The sequence below is a fragment of the Pseudomonas fungipugnans genome, assembly GCF_029955235.1.
Taxonomy (GTDB): Bacteria; Pseudomonadota; Gammaproteobacteria; order Pseudomonadales; family Pseudomonadaceae; genus Aquipseudomonas; species Aquipseudomonas fungipugnans.
Window position 1 is genome coordinate 1,313,587 of the sequence record NZ_JARBWL010000002.1, and the last position, 13,908, is coordinate 1,327,494.

Here is a 13,908-nt window from a genome sequence, read left to right on the forward strand (position 1 = left end):
CGGCTGCGTAGCGGCCGCAAATGCCTGTGAGCGCTATGTACTCAAGCGCGAGCAAGCTCCCTCGCCACCCAGGCATCTTCGATCAGTTGGATCAGCGATTCGGCGTGGACGGCGCCGCAGGCAACCGACGCGCCGGCGTGCTGTGCAGCCAGGCCGCCAGCAAGTGGGTCGACAGCGGGATAAAAAAATAGACCATCAGCGGCGTCAGGCACAACGTACTGATGAACACCCTGGGCAGCAGACTCATTTCGCCGAGCAGCGGCCCCAGGACGAAGTTGAACAGCAGCGACACCGGAAAGAACGCCAACCAGATCGCCACGGCCTGTTTCCAGCGTGGCGGACGTTGGCCTGGGGCGGCGCCGAACCAGCCTTCGATACCACTGACCCGATGTTCTGTCGGGTGGGCGAACAGCTCGCTGCCGCGCCCCAGCCATGCCGTACGCGAGGCAGAATGCTCCCAGGCGTGCAGCGTCTGCTCATCGGCGAAACGGAAAATGATCTGGAATTCGTCATCATCGGGCGGCGGAGCGAGCACGCCAGAGCCGAGATAACCGGGAAAGTCGGTGGCCAGTTGCTCGCCTTCGCGCAGCCAGGCAATCAGGTCCTGATAACGACCATTGGCGACACGACGCGCGACCATCAGCGTGACGGGGGAAGTAGACATTGTGTATCTCCGTAGTGCAAACGCGTCGCTCCGGGTAGGAGTTTCGCCAGGCGCAGCGCCGGGGTAGTGGGCTGCGTCTTGGGACAAGCAAGGATTATTCCTGATTATGACAATTACGCCAGAGACTTTGCCCTGTCAGCGTATTGAATAATGAGGGCGCAAGAGAGTTAGAATGGGATCCATATAAAGCAAGGACGTTGACTGCCCCATGCCTGTCCTGACTGACGTTGCCGCAGGTAAGCGGCTAGCTGTTGCCCTTGAGCGCGAAGAGCTGTTTCCAATTCGTGAAGTGTCGCGCATGACCGGTATCAACCCCGTCACCCTGCGAGCATGGGAGCGTCGTTATGGCCTGATTCAGCCGACGCGCACCGAAAGCGGGCATCGACTGTATTCCATGACCGATATTGAGCGCGTTCGCAGCATTCTCGACTGGATCGAGCGTGGCGTGGCAGTCAGCAAGGTTGGCAAGATTCTGGCCCGGACCGAACCACTCAAGGTGTTGTCGCGGATCATCCCCGATGAAATGGTGCAGGATGACTACGCACAGTGGCAGCAGCAGATGCACGCGGCCGTCAGCGCCTTCGACGACATCCAGCTGGAGCAGGTCTACGGTCAGATCTTTTCCAGTTACCCGCTATCGGTGGTGTTTCAGGACATTCTGATGCCGCTCTGGAAACAGCTGCTGCAACGTCAGGAGATGTTCGGACAAACCAGTGAGTGGCTGTTTCTGGACGGCTTCCTGCGGTCGCGGGTGCTGCATCGTCTGATGCTGATGCGCAACGCGCGGCCACGGGACGTGATTGTCAGTGCGTTGGCCGGGCAATGTCGTGAGCTTGAACTGTTGGTAGCTGCGCTGTTTTTAAGCGGCTCCGGGGCCGGCGTTCGCGTGCTGACCATCGGCCAGCCGTTAGAAGAACTGATGCTGGTATGCGAGAAAATCAAACCGCGTGCGCTGGTGCTGTTTTCCAATCATGCGCCGACACCGGAGTTACCGAGGCACCTGAATCGCCTGGCATTGAGCCTGGATTGTCAATTGCTGCTGGCGGGTGACATGTCCGATCTGACACAGGAAAGCCTGGCCGGCTCATCCATCGGTTGTCTGGGTAACGAAGGGGGTCTGATGCGTCAGCGCCTGAGGCAGTTTCTGGCCGGTAATCTCGATACCTGAGGCTCAGACGTGCAGGGCGGGGTGGGTCAGTCGGTGTTGCTGCAGGATGAACTGGCGCAGGCGTTCGGTTTCGTCCTTGTCGCTTTGACTCAACTGATAGGCAAAAAAGCCCTGCTCGGTTTCCCGTTCAAACGTGCCGCGCAAGGCAATGCGCTCGTAGCCTGAAGGGCTGAACCACAACGCGAAATGCCGGGGTGGCTTGGTCTTGTTGCGAACTTCAAGCAACACACCCTTGAACGACACTTCGTGGACCCACATCGTACCGGATTGCCCCTTGGCATTTTCCAGCGCGACCGGCTCTTCGAGTGCCAGACGCCAGGGGCGGACCATCGGTCCGTCTTCGTAGATGCTCGGAACGCCCAGGCGCAGGTGCAAGGCGTGAAACTCGTCCTCGACCAGATGCAACGGGAACGTCATTTGCTGATTGTCGAAGTTGGCCTGGATGGTGACTTGTTCATGGGCGGCCAGGCGCGTGAGCAGGTCACGAATTTGCGAACCACCGTTAACCAGAAGGCTCGATGTTGCATCCCGCATGTTGAGCTGCGGGTTGTGCTGCATCGTCTGGATAAAATCCAGCTCATCCTGGGTCAGGAGGGCGTCGCGTTGCATGGCAGACTCGAAAGTAATAGTTACAAAGTTATCGGTGATTGTAGTTAATGACCATTAATTCGCAGAATTGTTTGATCCGTTCGTCGCTTTGAGCGCCACCAATTCGGCCTGCAACTGCGCCAGTTGCTCTTCCAGTTGCATGACCCGCTGCTGGGCCTTGACCTGAACGGTGACGTCTTTTTGCACACCGACAAAATAGGTCAGTCCATCGTTCTGGCTTTTTACCGTCGAAAGAGACAGTTCGTTCCAGAACGGCGTGCCGTCCTTGCGATAGTTCCTGAGAATTTCCCGACAGGAGCCACCCTGGTTTATGGTTTCACGAACCACCTCCAGAGCCGCCTGGTCTCGATCTCCCGCTTGCAGGAAACGGCAATCCTGATAAAGAATTTCCTCGCTGGTATACCCCGTGAGGCGCTCAAACGCCGGGTTCACATAGATCAGTATGGTGTCCTGATCCCCTTCCTTTTCCGCGATCACAATGCCGTCGTTGGAAGCGTTTACCACCATTTGCAGCAATTGAGCGTTGATCATCGGGTGGTTCCTCTGGCAATTCCATTGCGCGGTGGATTCTAGAATATCAGTGAAGGCTGTCCACTTGCCATCAGCATTGATTGAGAGTCAATCGCAGCTTTTTTGCCAGTGCTGTTAATATCGAGGTTTTGACTCAGGTTCAGGATCAGATTGATGAAAGTCGCCATCCTTTCAGGCTCGGTGTACGGCACGGCTGAAGACGTCGCCCGGCACGCAGCGGATATTTTGAAAAGCGCCGGTTTCGAGACCTGGCACAACCCACGCGCCAGCCTCACTGACGTTCAGGCCTTTGGCCCCGAAGCGTTTCTGGTGGTGACCTCGACCACCGGTATGGGTGAACTGCCGGACAATCTGCAACCGCTGTATTCGATGATCCGGGATCAACTGCCTGCTGCCTGGCGTGGTTTGCGGGGCGCGGTGATTGGCTTGGGCGATGCCAGCTACGGCGATACGTTCTGCGGCGGCGGCGAGCAGATGCGTGAATTGTTCGGCGAACTGGGCGTGCGTGAAGTGCTACCAATGCTGCGCCTGGACGCCAGCGAAAGTGTGACCCCGGAAACCGACGCCGAGCCTTGGCTGGCCGAGCTGGTTACTGTGCTGCGGGACTGACTGGCCGTTCACGCAAGAGGGCAAGCCAGGCTTGGGCGGCCTTCGATAAATAGGCGCCCTCGCGCCATATGAACGCTATATCCCAACGCAAGTAGGCCGGCGCGTTCAAGGTCAGGCGCACCACGCCTGGCCGCACCAGCCCACGTGCCACGACGCTTGGCAACAGCACCACACCTTGCCCGGCAGCCACCAGTGCCGCGAGAAAATCCGCCTGACCGCTGCGGCCACCCTCCTTGGGGGTAAAACCCAATTGCTGGCAGGCTTGAAGCAAGCGATCGTTGAGCACGAAGCTGCGCTGGTACAGCAGGAATGGCGTGTCGGCCAGTTCCTCCAGGCCAATCACTGACTTCGCGGCCAACGGGTGATCCGCCGGTAGCAGGGCGTCCAGCGGCTCGTCGCAAAACGGCTGAAAGGCAAATTGCGGGTCTTTTGTCAGCAGGCTGCCGCCCAGTTCCAGTTCGCCGCTCAGCACGGCCTGCTCAATGTTGAGACTGCCCCCTTCCAGCAACTGAATGCTGATGTTCGGATAGCGTCGCCGGTACTCGGCGAACAGCCCGGCGAACAGCGCATCACTGCCCAGCAGCGGCAAACCCAGACGCAGTTCGCCTCGGGCCAGTTGGCTCAGGTCATCGAGTTCGACCAGCAATTCGTTGCGCAGGCGCAGCATGCCTTCGGCCCGTTGCAACACCACGCTGCCAGCGGCGGTCAGGCGCAGTTGCGAACCCAACCTTTCGAGCAGCGGCGTGCCCAGGCTTTGCTCCAGTTGTGCAACCTGCTTGCTCACCGCTGACTGGCTGATGTGCAAGGTTTTGGCCGCCTGCGTGAAACCGCCCTGGTGCATCACTTCGACAAAACTGCGCAGCTGTTTGAATTCCATTGCCTGATTCCATATTGGAATGGCTTTGAGTCTAACAATTCGCTTCGGGGATAGCAGCACGCTCCGTAAAATGAGCGCCTGTGAGGACCGAATTCAATGAACGCATTTACCCTGAAAACCCTGTTTCGTCTGCTGACCGAGTTGGTTGTGATACTGGCCATCTACTTGCTCGGCTGCCAATTGAGCACCTGGCTCGCCTGGCCGATTCCTGGCGGCGTGATCGGCATGGCGCTGTTGCTGCTGGCCTTTGCGTTGGGGTTGGTCAAGCCGGCCGCGCTGCAGATGGGCGCGGGGCTCCTGATGGCGGAGATGCTGCTGTTCTTCATTCCGGCATTGATGAGCCTGCTCGATTACGGTGGCCTGCTGCGCGCCGACGGCTGGAGGATCTTGCTGGTCATCGGCGTCAGTACATTGATGGTGATGCTGGTGACAGCGTTTACGGTGGAACTGGTTGTACGTCTGGGGAAGCGCCATGAAGCTTGAGCTGATGCCAATGTTCTGGCTGGCCTTCACGTTGCTGGCGTACCTGTTCAGCCGCTGGCTCTATGGGCGCACCGGTCAGTATCTGTTGTCACCGCTGATTCTGGTACCGGCTTTGCTGCTGGCGCTGGCCGTACCGCTGCACACCGCTTATGCCGAATATTCGAGCAACACCCATTGGCTGATGCTGGTGCTGGGGCCTGTCACTGTCGCCTTTGCGGTGCCGATCTGGCAGCAGCGGCAGATGCTGGTACGGCATTGGCCGGCGCTGATGCTCGGTATGCTCGCGGGCAGTGTGGCGTCCATCGGCACCTCGTTCGGCCTGGCCAAGGCGCTGGCGCTGGACAGTTCGGTGACGATGTCGCTGGTGCCGCGCTCAATCACCACACCGTTCGCCATGCCATTGGCTCACGACCTGGGCGGCGTACCGGAACTGACCGCCGTGTTCGTGATGTTCACCGGGGTGTTCGGGGCGATGCTCGGCGGCATCCTGCTCAAGTGGCTGCCACTGCGCAGCGCTCTGGCCCGTGGCGCGCTGTTCGGCGTCGGTGCCCACGGCGCCGGGGTCAGCCGGGCGCGGGAAGTGGGCGGCGAAGAGGGCTCTGTCGCGGGGCTGGTCATGGTCTTGACGGGGTTGCTGAACCTGTTCGCCGCCCCGTTATTGGCGGCGATACTTTGACGTTGCCCCTGAGTCGTTGCGCCGCTGACTCGCTCGGCCATCAAGCTGGCTGCCAATGCAACTACAGGAATTGCGAGGGCTGACTAGACTGCTGTTACGTCAGCAAAATAATAAAAGCGTGAGGTCCTTGCCGTGAACGTAGCTCCCGTTCAAACGCTGCACAGTGTCAAAGACCAGGTCAGCGCCGCCGAGTGGCAGACCCGTGTCGATCTTGCCGCCTGTTATCGGCTGGTTGCCTTGCATGGCTGGGACGACCTGATCTTCACCCACATCTCGGCCAAGGTGCCGGGAACCGAAGATTTTCTGATCAACCCGTTCGGGCTGATGTTCGACGAAATCACCGCATCAAGCCTGGTCAAGGTCGATCAGGCTGGCCACAAGTTGATGGACAGCCCCTACGAGATCAATCCCGCCGGCTACACCATTCACAGCGCGGTACATGAAGTGCGTCATGACGTGGTCTGTGTGCTGCACACGCACACGGCGGCGGGCGTCGCGGTCTCGGCGCAGAAGCAGGGCATCCTGCCGATCAGCCAGCAGTCGTTGTTCGTGCTGTCGAGTCTTGCTTTTCACGGCTATGAAGGCGTGGCGCTGAACCACGAAGAAAAGGCCCGGCTGCAAGCCGACCTCGGCGAAAACAATTTCCTGATGTTGCACAACCACGGCCTGCTGACCTGTGGCGGTACCATCGCCGACACCTTCCTGATGATGTTCACCTTCCAGCGTGCCTGTGACATTCAGGTGCTGGCGCAAAATGGCGGTGCCGAGTTGATTGCCATCGAGCCGCAAGTCCTGGCTGGCGCCAAGGCCATGATCGCCGGCGTCACCAAAAGTGCTCAAGGGATGGGTGGCGCGCTGGCCTGGCCGGCGCTGCTGCGCAAACTCGATAAACAAGATCCGGGTTATAAACTCTAATGCCACTCGCCGAGATTCCCCTGTGTGTCTGGCGCAAACGCAGCCAGACGTTGATCTTTCGTGGCCAGACCATCCATTACTGGACGGTGGGGCAGGGTGAGCCGTTGTTGCTGATCCATGGCTTTCCGACGGCCAGTTGGGATTGGCATTACCTCTGGCAGCCGCTCGCTCAGCGTTACCGGGTAATTGCCTGCGACATGCTGGGCTTCGGCGACTCGGCCAAACCGCTGAATCACCCTTACAGCCTGCTGGAGCAGGCAGATTTGCAGCAGGCGTTGCTGGCGCACTTGAATGTCGAGCAACCGGTGCATGTGCTGGCCCACGATTACGGCGACAGCGTGGCCCAGGAACTGCTGGCCCGGCATCATGAATCGCGCATCGATATCGCCAGTTGCGTCTTTCTCAACGGCGGCCTGTTTCCGGAAACCCATCGCCCGTTGCTGATGCAAAAACTGCTGCTCAGCCCCTTGGGCTGGATGATTGGTCGCGCCTTTACCCGGGACGTGCTGGTGAAAAGTTTCCGCCAGATCTTCGGACCGCAAACCCGTCCGAGCGAAAGCGAATTTGATGATTTCTGGAGCCTGATCGACAGTCATCACGGCCCCCGAATCATGCACAAACTGATCGGTTACATCCCCGAACGGCGAATCCAGCGCGATCGCTGGGTCGGCGCCATGCAGCGTGGTGGCGTGCCATTGCAAGTGATTGATGGCGAGGTCGATCCGATTTCCGGCGCGCACATGGTCGAGCGCTATCGGCAACTGATCCCCGACCCGGACACAGTGCTGCTGCCTGGCATCGGACATTACCCGCAGATCGAAGCGCCGGCCCAGGTGCTCAAGCATTACCTGGCGTTCCGTGATCGCCTGGTATCACCATCGCGCAAGGTGGCGTGTTCCTGAACGCACAGTGTTTGAGCGAGGGGGTGTGGTGAGCCGATAACCCCCCTCGCCACGGGGCCCTCTGCTCATCATCATCCCCCTGCCTTATCACCCACCATTCAGCCCTTCCGTATTCATTGTGACCCGCAGCCCCGTGCCTGACACTCGGCCTCATCATCCCTTGGCCTGCCGGAGTTGCCCCATGAATGAGTCTGTGCGTTTCGAAGATAAAGTCGTGATCGTCACCGGTGCCGGCGGCGGGCTCGGGCGGGCGCATGCGCTGCTATTCGCCAGGCAGGGTGCCAAAGTGCTGGTCAATGACCTCGGCGGTTCGACCCAGGGTGAAGGGGCCAACGCCTCGGCGGCAGACCGTGTGGTCGCCGAAATCCGCGAGGCCGGCGGTACTGCCGAGGCCAATCACGACTCGGTCACCGACGGCGAAAAAATTGTACAGAACGCCCTCGACGTTTTTGGCCGCGTTGACGTGGTGGTCAACAACGCCGGCATCCTGCGCGACAAGACCTTCCACAAAATGGACGACGCCGACTGGGACCTGGTTTACCGCGTCCACGTCGAAGGCGCCTATAAAGTCACCCGCGCCGCGTGGCCGCACATGCGCGAGCAAAACTATGGCCGGGTCATTTTCACCGCCTCGACATCGGGCATCTACGGCAACTTCGGCCAGTCCAACTACGGCATGGCCAAACTCGGCCTCTATGGCCTGACCCGAACCCTGGCCATAGAAGGTCGCAAGAACAATATCCTGGTCAACGCCATTGCCCCCACCGGCGGCACCCGCATGACCGAAGGCCTGATCCCGCCGCAAGTGTTCGAGCAACTGAAACCTGAACTGGTCAGCCCGTTGGTGGTGTACCTGGCCAGCGAAAACTGTCAGGAAACAGCCGGATTGTTCGAGGTGGGCGGTGGCTGGATGGGCAAGGTGCGCTGGGAACGCAGTCTGGGCGCGGGGTTTGATCCCCGGGCCGGGTTTACACCTGAGGATGTCGCGGCCCATTGGGCGCAGATTTGCGACTTCGAAGGGGCGGCGCATCCCAAGGACAACATTGAAGCGCTGAAGGAAATGATGGCGAATTTGCAACGGTATTCGCTTTGAGCCCGTGCCGGTCATTGCGCTGAATCGCGGGCATAAAAAAGGCCGCTGCAAACGCAGCGGCCAAGGTAAGACGTTGGATCAAGGAGCTACAAATCAACGTCAGTGAACACGGGGCGATGAGTTGAACGGTTCAATTCATCTGAATTCTGTCGCAATGCGCTGTTTCGCTCACAGCGGTATGACTGGGTGCTTTCGGCGTGTTTTGCCGTGAAAGCCAGGCAAGAATAAAGGCTTGAGCGCAAAGGAAAAACACCGATTCGTGACATGCACTGTTACGGTGCGCGTAACAGTGCGCTGGACGGCTGGCACGCGGAACTGCCAGGGCCGCCCACCCGGCTGCTCCTTGCGACACAGGCAATGTGAGGTGGAAGTAAACGTCAGGTATTGAGAGGTGCACGGCGCAGCGGTCAAAGGCAAATCAAACCAGACAGTTGGATCAGTCGCTTCGAGTTCTTGTTTACGATTGCATACATGTTCATCGTGTCGTTCGCTCAGTTATCTACTGTATATTTTTCAAAGACAAAAGCGCACTGTTTTCGTTTATATCGTCGGTTCGTGGCCCGAGGCTTTTGCTGATGGTTTAATGGATGATGTTGATCGTTTGAGAAAAATTGAAGTTAATCAAAGGGCCACGCAGGATGCTTGAGCCTAATAAATGACAGGATGTTTTTATGGTTGATGTGACGTACTCTTACAGTGATCCACGGATAGTAGCCTTAAAGAGCATTCGTGCGTCTTTTGCGGTCGAAGTGCTCTTGGTCGAGCGCCTTGAGAAATATGGAGTTAACCCTTTCAAGGCTTATTTAAGTATTTTGAATGATGAGTATGAAGTGGGCGCTTCCAGAACACTGTTCGACGAAGTGCTGGATCATGTCGAAAGAGAAGAGCTTCCAAATTATGTGATGCCCAGTGATGTGTTTAGTCGACAATTCTCGTTCGCTGAGAAGGACCGGGTGAAAAGCTTGCGTTTGGACAGTTTTGAAAAAATCAGCATGAGTATCGTCAGGGTGCTGACTTTGGCGCCTTCGGTAAATCGGTCAAACCGCGCGGTGAGGTCATTGAGTTTTGAAGAGGTTCATGGGGTATTGAAGTACAAGTTTCCGGACGTGAATATTGATGAAGTCTATGTAACCAGTTTTGCGGAGGGGGTGGCGGGGCGCGATGTATTTCAGTCCAGGCGTCTGGCTGAAGACGTGTATTACCACCTTCAACATGACCAAATACCGCACTACCATGGCGAGCATATTGGCGTCTATTCAGTTGCCCATAGTTCGGAGGAAGCTCACTTGCATGAGCAGTTGAACGTCAGCGATATCAAGAATATGGTTATCGAAGTCGTTCCAGGTTTCATGGCTTGATGTTTGGAAGGCACTCGTCAATCTGACAGCTGAGTGCCAGTAGCTATCAATTATTATTTATGGAGTTTTAAATCATGGACGATCTGAATATTGATCGAGTGCGTGCCATTTTGCACGCAAAATTCGGTGGTCGCGGCATTGATGTGGATAAAGTCTATATCAATGGTGTCCATACACTTGAAGATCAGCTGGTCACGTATTCTCAAACACTGGTTTGGGCGTTTCTTCTTCGATTGCAGGACGGCGAAGTACCGAATTTCGAAGGAGAGCAGTTAGGGATTTTCTCCCATGCCTATACCTTTGATCCCGATCTGCGTTTCAAAGGGCTGGAGTTCGATGAGATCAATGGGCTAGGCGCAGAAATGGCGACACTGTTTCTGGGTGACCCGATAATTTGATGAAGCGCGGCTGTCCCAGACTCATGTTGGGCGCAGCCGCTTTTTTCATGAAGTCGCAGTCGTGGGTTCAAAACCCATCCGCCAACTGACGGCCCGGGCAACCGATAGCAGGCGTTGTGCTGCCGGTCCATTTTCATCGGCATGAAACAGCGACGTCGGCCCAACGACTGTCAGCACCGCGACCACTTTACCCACCGCGTTGAAAACGGGCGCCGACAACGCGTCCACGCCGGGCATCAGCAATCCATGCACATGGTGCAGGCCGCGAGTGCGGATCTGCTCGCACAAAGCCGCATAGGCCTGATCGTTCGCCAGGGCATGGGCGCTACCGTTTTGCAGTTCCTGCTCGCGCAAATCGACGGTTTCACGCTTGGGCAGGTAAGCGCCAAACACCAATCCCGTGGATGAACTGAGCAGCGGCAACACCGAGCCCAACTGTGTCACCACCGTCACCGCACGCACCGCCGGTTCGATATGCACCACGGTCGCGCCCTGATTGCCCCACACCGCCAGGAAGCAGGTTTCATTCAACTCATCGCGCAATTCGGCCAGGGGCAGGGCGGCAATTTTCAGCACGTCCATACTGTTCAGTGCGGCCAGACCCACGCGCAACGCCTCGCGACCCAAGCCATAGTGGTTGGTGGCGGTATTCTGTTCGGCAAACCCGCTGGCGATCAGCGCCTGTAAATAGCGGTGCACCTTGCTCGCCGGCATTTGTACGTGTTCGGCCAACCGCGAGAGGGACGTCGAGGGCGACAACTCGGCCAAGGCCTTGAGGATGTCGGTACCGACCTCTGCCGAGCGGACTTTCTGTTTACCGTTGCTGTCGCTGGGCTTTTCCATGAAGGCGTTTTTGATCCTGGGACGAATGGGCGTCTTTATAGCTTGACGGTCAATACCAATCAAATTACGTTGTGCGTAATTCGATTACGATAAAAATAACCCCGGCGTGCCAGAACCTCTTGAAACGGAGTGACAGGCCATGCCGACTCCCTGTTCAGGAGGCTCCATGAACCTCGATTCAACGGCGCCGGCGCTGGCTTATCAGTCAGGCTTCGGCAACGAATTCAGCAGCGAAGCATTGCCCGGCGCATTGCCCGTCGGCCAGAACTCCCCGCAAAAAGCGCCGTACGGTCTCTATACCGAACTGTTCTCAGGCACCGCGTTCACCATGGTCCGCAGCGAAGCGCGGCGCACCTGGATGTACCGGATTCAGCCATCGGCCAATCACCCGGCATTCGTCAAACTGGAGCGGCAACTGGCCGGCGGCCCGTTGGGCGAAGTGACGCCCAATCGCCTGCGCTGGAACCCCCTGGACATCCCCAGCGAGCCCACCGATTTCATCGACGGGCTGGTGAGCATGGCGGCCAATTCGGGCCCGGACAAACCGGCCGGGATCAGCATTTATCACTACCGCGCCAACCGCTCCATGGACCGGGTGTTCTTCAACGCCGACGGCGAATGGCTGCTGGTGCCCGAGCAGGGTCGGCTGCGCATTGCCACTGAACTGGGCGTCCTGGAGCTTGGGCCGCTGGAAATTGCCGTGCTGCCTCGCGGCCTGAAATTCCGCGTCGAACTGCTCGATCCGCACGCCAGGGGCTACATTGCCGAGAACCACGGTGCCCCGCTGCGTCTTCCAGACCTGGGGCCGATCGGCAGCAACGGCCTGGCCAACCCGCGGGACTTCCTGACCCCGGTGGCGCACTACGAAAACCTCAAGCAACCGACGACCCTGGTGCAGAAATTCCTCGGTCAGTTGTGGGGCTGCGAGCTCGATCATTCGCCGCTGAACGTGGTCGCCTGGCACGGCAACAACGTGCCGTACAAATATGATCTGCGTCGCTTCAACACCATCGGCACGGTCAGTTTCGATCACCCCGACCCGTCGATTTTCACCGTCCTGACTTCGCCGACCAGCGTCCACGGTCTGGCCAACCTCGACTTCGTTATTTTCCCGCCACGCTGGATGGTCGCCGAGAAAACCTTCCGGCCGCCGTGGTTCCACCGCAACCTGATGAACGAATTCATGGGTCTGATCCAGGGCGCCTACGACGCCAAGGCCGAGGGCTTCCTGCCCGGCGGTGCGTCGTTGCACAGCTGCATGAGTGCCCACGGCCCGGACGGCGAAAGCTGCACCAAGGCGATCAACGCGGCACTGGCGCCTGTAAAAATCGACAACACCATGGCCTTCATGTTCGAGACCAGCCAAGTGCTGCGCCCGAGCCGTTTCGCCCTAGACTGTCCGCAACTGCAAACCAACTATGATGCCTGCTGGGCCACGCTGCCTGCCACTTTCGACCCGACCCGGAGATAACCCATGACTCAGACTTCCACCCCTCGTAGCTGGGTTGCCTCCGCCAACGGCCATAGCGATTTCCCGCTGCAAAACCTGCCGCTGGGCGTGTTCAGCATCAACGGCTCGGCCCCGCGCAGCGGCGTGGCCATCGGCGACCATATCCTGGATCTGGAAGCGGCGCTGGACGTCGGCCTGTTCGACGGCGCGGCCCGTGCAGCGGTTGAAGCGACCCGTGGCGGCCAACTGAATGCCTTCTTCGAACTGGGCCGCGAAGCCCGGGTTGCTCTGCGCGAACGCTTGCTGGAACTGCTTGCCGAAGGCAGCAGCCTGCACGGCAAACTTGAAGCCCAAGGCGCCAGACTGCTGCCATTGGCGGCCAACTGCGAGATGCACCTGCCGGCGAAAATCAGCGACTACACCGACTTCTACGTCGGCATCGAGCACGCGCAGAACGTCGGCAAACTGTTCCGTCCGGACAACCCGCTGCTGCCGAACTACAAGTACGTGCCCATCGGTTATCACGGTCGCGCCTCGACCATCCGTCCGTCCGGCACCGACGTGCGCCGTCCTAAGGGCCAGACCCTGCCAGCCGGCCAGACCGAACCGACCTTCGGCCCGTGTGCGCGTCTGGACTACGAGCTGGAACTGGGCATCTGGATCGGCCAGGGAAACGACATGGGCGACTCGATCGCCATCGGTGACGCCGCTGATCACATTGCCGGTTTCTGCCTGCTCAACGACTGGTCGGCGCGGGACATCCAGGCCTGGGAATACCAGCCGCTGGGGCCGTTTCTGTCGAAAAGCTTTATCACCAGTATCTCGCCATGGGTCGTGACCGCCGAGGCGCTGGAGCCGTTCCGTCGTGCGCAACCGGCGCGTCCTGAAGGCGATCCGCTGCCGCTGCCGTACCTGACCGATAAGCGCGATCAGGCGGCGGGTGCGTTCGACATCGAACTGGAGGTGCTGCTGACCACCGAAGCCATGCGCGAGCAGAATCTGCCGGCTCATCGCCTGACCCTGAGCAACACCAAACACATGTACTGGACCGTGGCGCAGATGGTCGCGCACCACAGTGTCAACGGCTGCCAGTTGCAGGCCGGTGACCTGTTCGGCTCGGGCACCTTGTCCGGCCCTGAAAGCGGTCAGTTCGGCAGCCTGCTGGAAATCACCGAAGGCGGCAAAAAGCCGATCGAACTGGCTTCGGGCGAAGTGCGCAAGTTCCTGGAAGATGGCGACGAAATCATTTTGCGCGCACGTTGCAGCCGCGACGGTTTCGCCTCCATCGGCTTCGGCGAATGCCGTGGCAAAGTCGTACCGGCGCGTTAAGAG

16 protein-coding genes are annotated in these 13,908 nt (G+C 58.8%); 11 read left to right on the top strand and 5 right to left on the bottom strand.

All coding sequences use genetic code 11. From position 1 onward, the window contains the following. Positions 1 to 91: 91 nt before the first annotated feature. Complete coding sequence (locus tag POF45_RS20765; RefSeq protein WP_282316603.1) at positions 92 to 664, bottom strand: antibiotic biosynthesis monooxygenase; 573 nt, start codon at positions 662 to 664, stop codon at positions 92 to 94. Positions 665 to 872: 208 nt separating this feature from the next. On the opposite strand from POF45_RS20765, the gene POF45_RS20770 reads away from it, so the two are divergent. Continuing rightward, positions 873 to 1,832 carry a MerR family transcriptional regulator gene (locus POF45_RS20770; protein ID WP_282316604.1) on the top strand — a complete coding sequence of 320 codons (960 nt, stop codon included), beginning with the start codon at positions 873 to 875 and terminating at the stop codon, positions 1,830 to 1,832. A 3-nt stretch (positions 1,833 to 1,835) separates the two neighbouring features. Here POF45_RS20770 and POF45_RS20775 read toward each other — a convergent pair whose 3' ends face one another. Together POF45_RS20775 and POF45_RS20780 are read right to left on the bottom strand one after the other, a co-directional pair. Beyond that, positions 1,836 to 2,441, bottom strand: coding sequence for a hypothetical protein (locus POF45_RS20775; protein ID WP_259499466.1), 606 nt, complete (start codon positions 2,439 to 2,441; stop codon positions 1,836 to 1,838). A gap of 54 nt (positions 2,442 to 2,495) precedes the next feature. Further along, positions 2,496 to 2,972 (bottom strand): PAS domain-containing protein, encoded by a 477-nt coding sequence (locus POF45_RS20780; protein WP_259499468.1) that lies wholly within the window; start codon positions 2,970 to 2,972, stop codon positions 2,496 to 2,498. Positions 2,973 to 3,125: 153 nt separating this feature from the next. Between POF45_RS20780 and POF45_RS20785 the strand changes: the two genes are divergently transcribed. Then, positions 3,126 to 3,581, top strand: coding sequence for a flavodoxin (locus POF45_RS20785; RefSeq protein ID WP_259499470.1), 456 nt, complete (start codon positions 3,126 to 3,128; stop codon positions 3,579 to 3,581). On the opposite strand, the gene POF45_RS20790 is transcribed toward POF45_RS20785, so the two are convergent. Continuing rightward, positions 3,562 to 4,458 (bottom strand): LysR family transcriptional regulator, encoded by an 897-nt coding sequence (locus POF45_RS20790; RefSeq protein WP_282316606.1) that lies wholly within the window; start codon positions 4,456 to 4,458, stop codon positions 3,562 to 3,564. The genes POF45_RS20785 and POF45_RS20790 overlap by 20 nt on opposite strands. Before the next feature lie 96 nt (positions 4,459 to 4,554). On the opposite strand from POF45_RS20790, the gene POF45_RS20795 reads away from it, so the two are divergent. The 7 genes from POF45_RS20795 (at position 4,555) to POF45_RS20825 (ending at position 10,283) form a co-directional block, all read left to right on the top strand. After that, positions 4,555 to 4,941, top strand: a complete 387-nt coding sequence (locus POF45_RS20795) for a CidA/LrgA family protein (protein ID WP_282316607.1) — start codon at positions 4,555 to 4,557, stop codon at positions 4,939 to 4,941. Further along, positions 4,931 to 5,617 carry an LrgB family protein gene (locus POF45_RS20800; protein ID WP_259499475.1) on the top strand — a complete coding sequence of 229 codons (687 nt, stop codon included), beginning with the start codon at positions 4,931 to 4,933 and terminating at the stop codon, positions 5,615 to 5,617. The genes POF45_RS20795 and POF45_RS20800 overlap by 11 nt, the downstream gene beginning before the upstream one ends. Before the next feature lie 132 nt (positions 5,618 to 5,749). Continuing rightward, positions 5,750 to 6,532: a class II aldolase/adducin family protein gene (locus POF45_RS20805; RefSeq protein WP_259499477.1), complete on the top strand. Its 783-nt coding sequence runs from the start codon at positions 5,750 to 5,752 to the stop codon at positions 6,530 to 6,532. Then, entirely contained in the window at positions 6,532 to 7,434 is a 903-nt protein-coding gene (locus POF45_RS20810) for an alpha/beta fold hydrolase (protein WP_282316608.1), read from the top strand. Before POF45_RS20805 ends, POF45_RS20810 begins: the two co-directional genes overlap by 1 nt. A 181-nt stretch (positions 7,435 to 7,615) precedes the next feature. Continuing rightward, a complete protein-coding gene (locus tag POF45_RS20815) occupies positions 7,616 to 8,527 on the top strand; it encodes an SDR family oxidoreductase (protein ID WP_282316609.1) in 912 nt (303 codons plus the stop codon). 671 nt (positions 8,528 to 9,198) lie between these two features. After that, the gene (locus tag POF45_RS20820) at positions 9,199 to 9,885 is read left to right on the top strand and encodes a hypothetical protein (protein WP_282316610.1); all 687 of its coding nucleotides are present in this window, start codon (positions 9,199 to 9,201) and stop codon (positions 9,883 to 9,885) included. A gap of 74 nt (positions 9,886 to 9,959) precedes the next feature. Next, positions 9,960 to 10,283, top strand: coding sequence for a hypothetical protein (locus tag POF45_RS20825; protein WP_282316611.1), 324 nt, complete (start codon positions 9,960 to 9,962; stop codon positions 10,281 to 10,283). 45 nt (positions 10,284 to 10,328) lie between these two features. On the opposite strand, the gene POF45_RS20830 is transcribed toward POF45_RS20825, so the two are convergent. Further along, the gene (locus POF45_RS20830; RefSeq protein ID WP_259499486.1) at positions 10,329 to 11,126 is read right to left on the bottom strand and encodes an IclR family transcriptional regulator; all 798 of its coding nucleotides are present in this window, start codon (positions 11,124 to 11,126) and stop codon (positions 10,329 to 10,331) included. A 166-nt stretch (positions 11,127 to 11,292) separates the two neighbouring features. Between POF45_RS20830 and hmgA the strand changes: the two genes are divergently transcribed. Continuing rightward, positions 11,293 to 12,597, top strand: coding sequence for a homogentisate 1,2-dioxygenase (gene hmgA / locus POF45_RS20835; protein ID WP_282316612.1), 1,305 nt, complete (start codon positions 11,293 to 11,295; stop codon positions 12,595 to 12,597). Between the two features lie 3 nt (positions 12,598 to 12,600). Next, positions 12,601 to 13,905 carry a fumarylacetoacetase gene (fahA, locus tag POF45_RS20840; RefSeq protein ID WP_282316613.1) on the top strand — a complete coding sequence of 435 codons (1,305 nt, stop codon included), beginning with the start codon at positions 12,601 to 12,603 and terminating at the stop codon, positions 13,903 to 13,905. Positions 13,906 to 13,908: the final 3 nt, after the last annotated feature.

Bases quoted from the DNA above. Each gene is read 5' to 3' on its own strand.
- POF45_RS20810 (WP_282316608.1), top strand. From the start codon at position 6,532: ATGCCACTCGCCGAGATTCCCCTGTGTGTCTGGCGCAAACGCAGCCAG.
- POF45_RS20770 (WP_282316604.1), top strand. From the start codon at position 873: ATGCCTGTCCTGACTGACGTTGCCGCAGGTAAGCGGCTAGCTGTTGCC.
- POF45_RS20765 (WP_282316603.1), bottom strand. From the start codon at position 664: ATGTCTACTTCCCCCGTCACGCTGATGGTCGCGCGTCGTGTCGCCAAT.
- POF45_RS20815 (WP_282316609.1), top strand. From the start codon at position 7,616: ATGAATGAGTCTGTGCGTTTCGAAGATAAAGTCGTGATCGTCACCGGT.
- fahA (WP_282316613.1), top strand. From the start codon at position 12,601: ATGACTCAGACTTCCACCCCTCGTAGCTGGGTTGCCTCCGCCAACGGC.
- POF45_RS20795 (WP_282316607.1), top strand. From the start codon at position 4,555: ATGAACGCATTTACCCTGAAAACCCTGTTTCGTCTGCTGACCGAGTTG.
- POF45_RS20800 (WP_259499475.1), top strand. From the start codon at position 4,931: ATGAAGCTTGAGCTGATGCCAATGTTCTGGCTGGCCTTCACGTTGCTG.
- POF45_RS20780 (WP_259499468.1), bottom strand. From the start codon at position 2,972: ATGATCAACGCTCAATTGCTGCAAATGGTGGTAAACGCTTCCAACGAC.
- POF45_RS20825 (WP_282316611.1), top strand. From the start codon at position 9,960: ATGGACGATCTGAATATTGATCGAGTGCGTGCCATTTTGCACGCAAAA.
- POF45_RS20830 (WP_259499486.1), bottom strand. From the start codon at position 11,126: ATGGAAAAGCCCAGCGACAGCAACGGTAAACAGAAAGTCCGCTCGGCA.
- hmgA (WP_282316612.1), top strand. From the start codon at position 11,293: ATGAACCTCGATTCAACGGCGCCGGCGCTGGCTTATCAGTCAGGCTTC.
- POF45_RS20775 (WP_259499466.1), bottom strand. From the start codon at position 2,441: ATGCAACGCGACGCCCTCCTGACCCAGGATGAGCTGGATTTTATCCAG.
- POF45_RS20820 (WP_282316610.1), top strand. From the start codon at position 9,199: ATGGTTGATGTGACGTACTCTTACAGTGATCCACGGATAGTAGCCTTA.
- POF45_RS20785 (WP_259499470.1), top strand. From the start codon at position 3,126: ATGAAAGTCGCCATCCTTTCAGGCTCGGTGTACGGCACGGCTGAAGAC.
- POF45_RS20790 (WP_282316606.1), bottom strand. From the start codon at position 4,458: ATGGAATTCAAACAGCTGCGCAGTTTTGTCGAAGTGATGCACCAGGGC.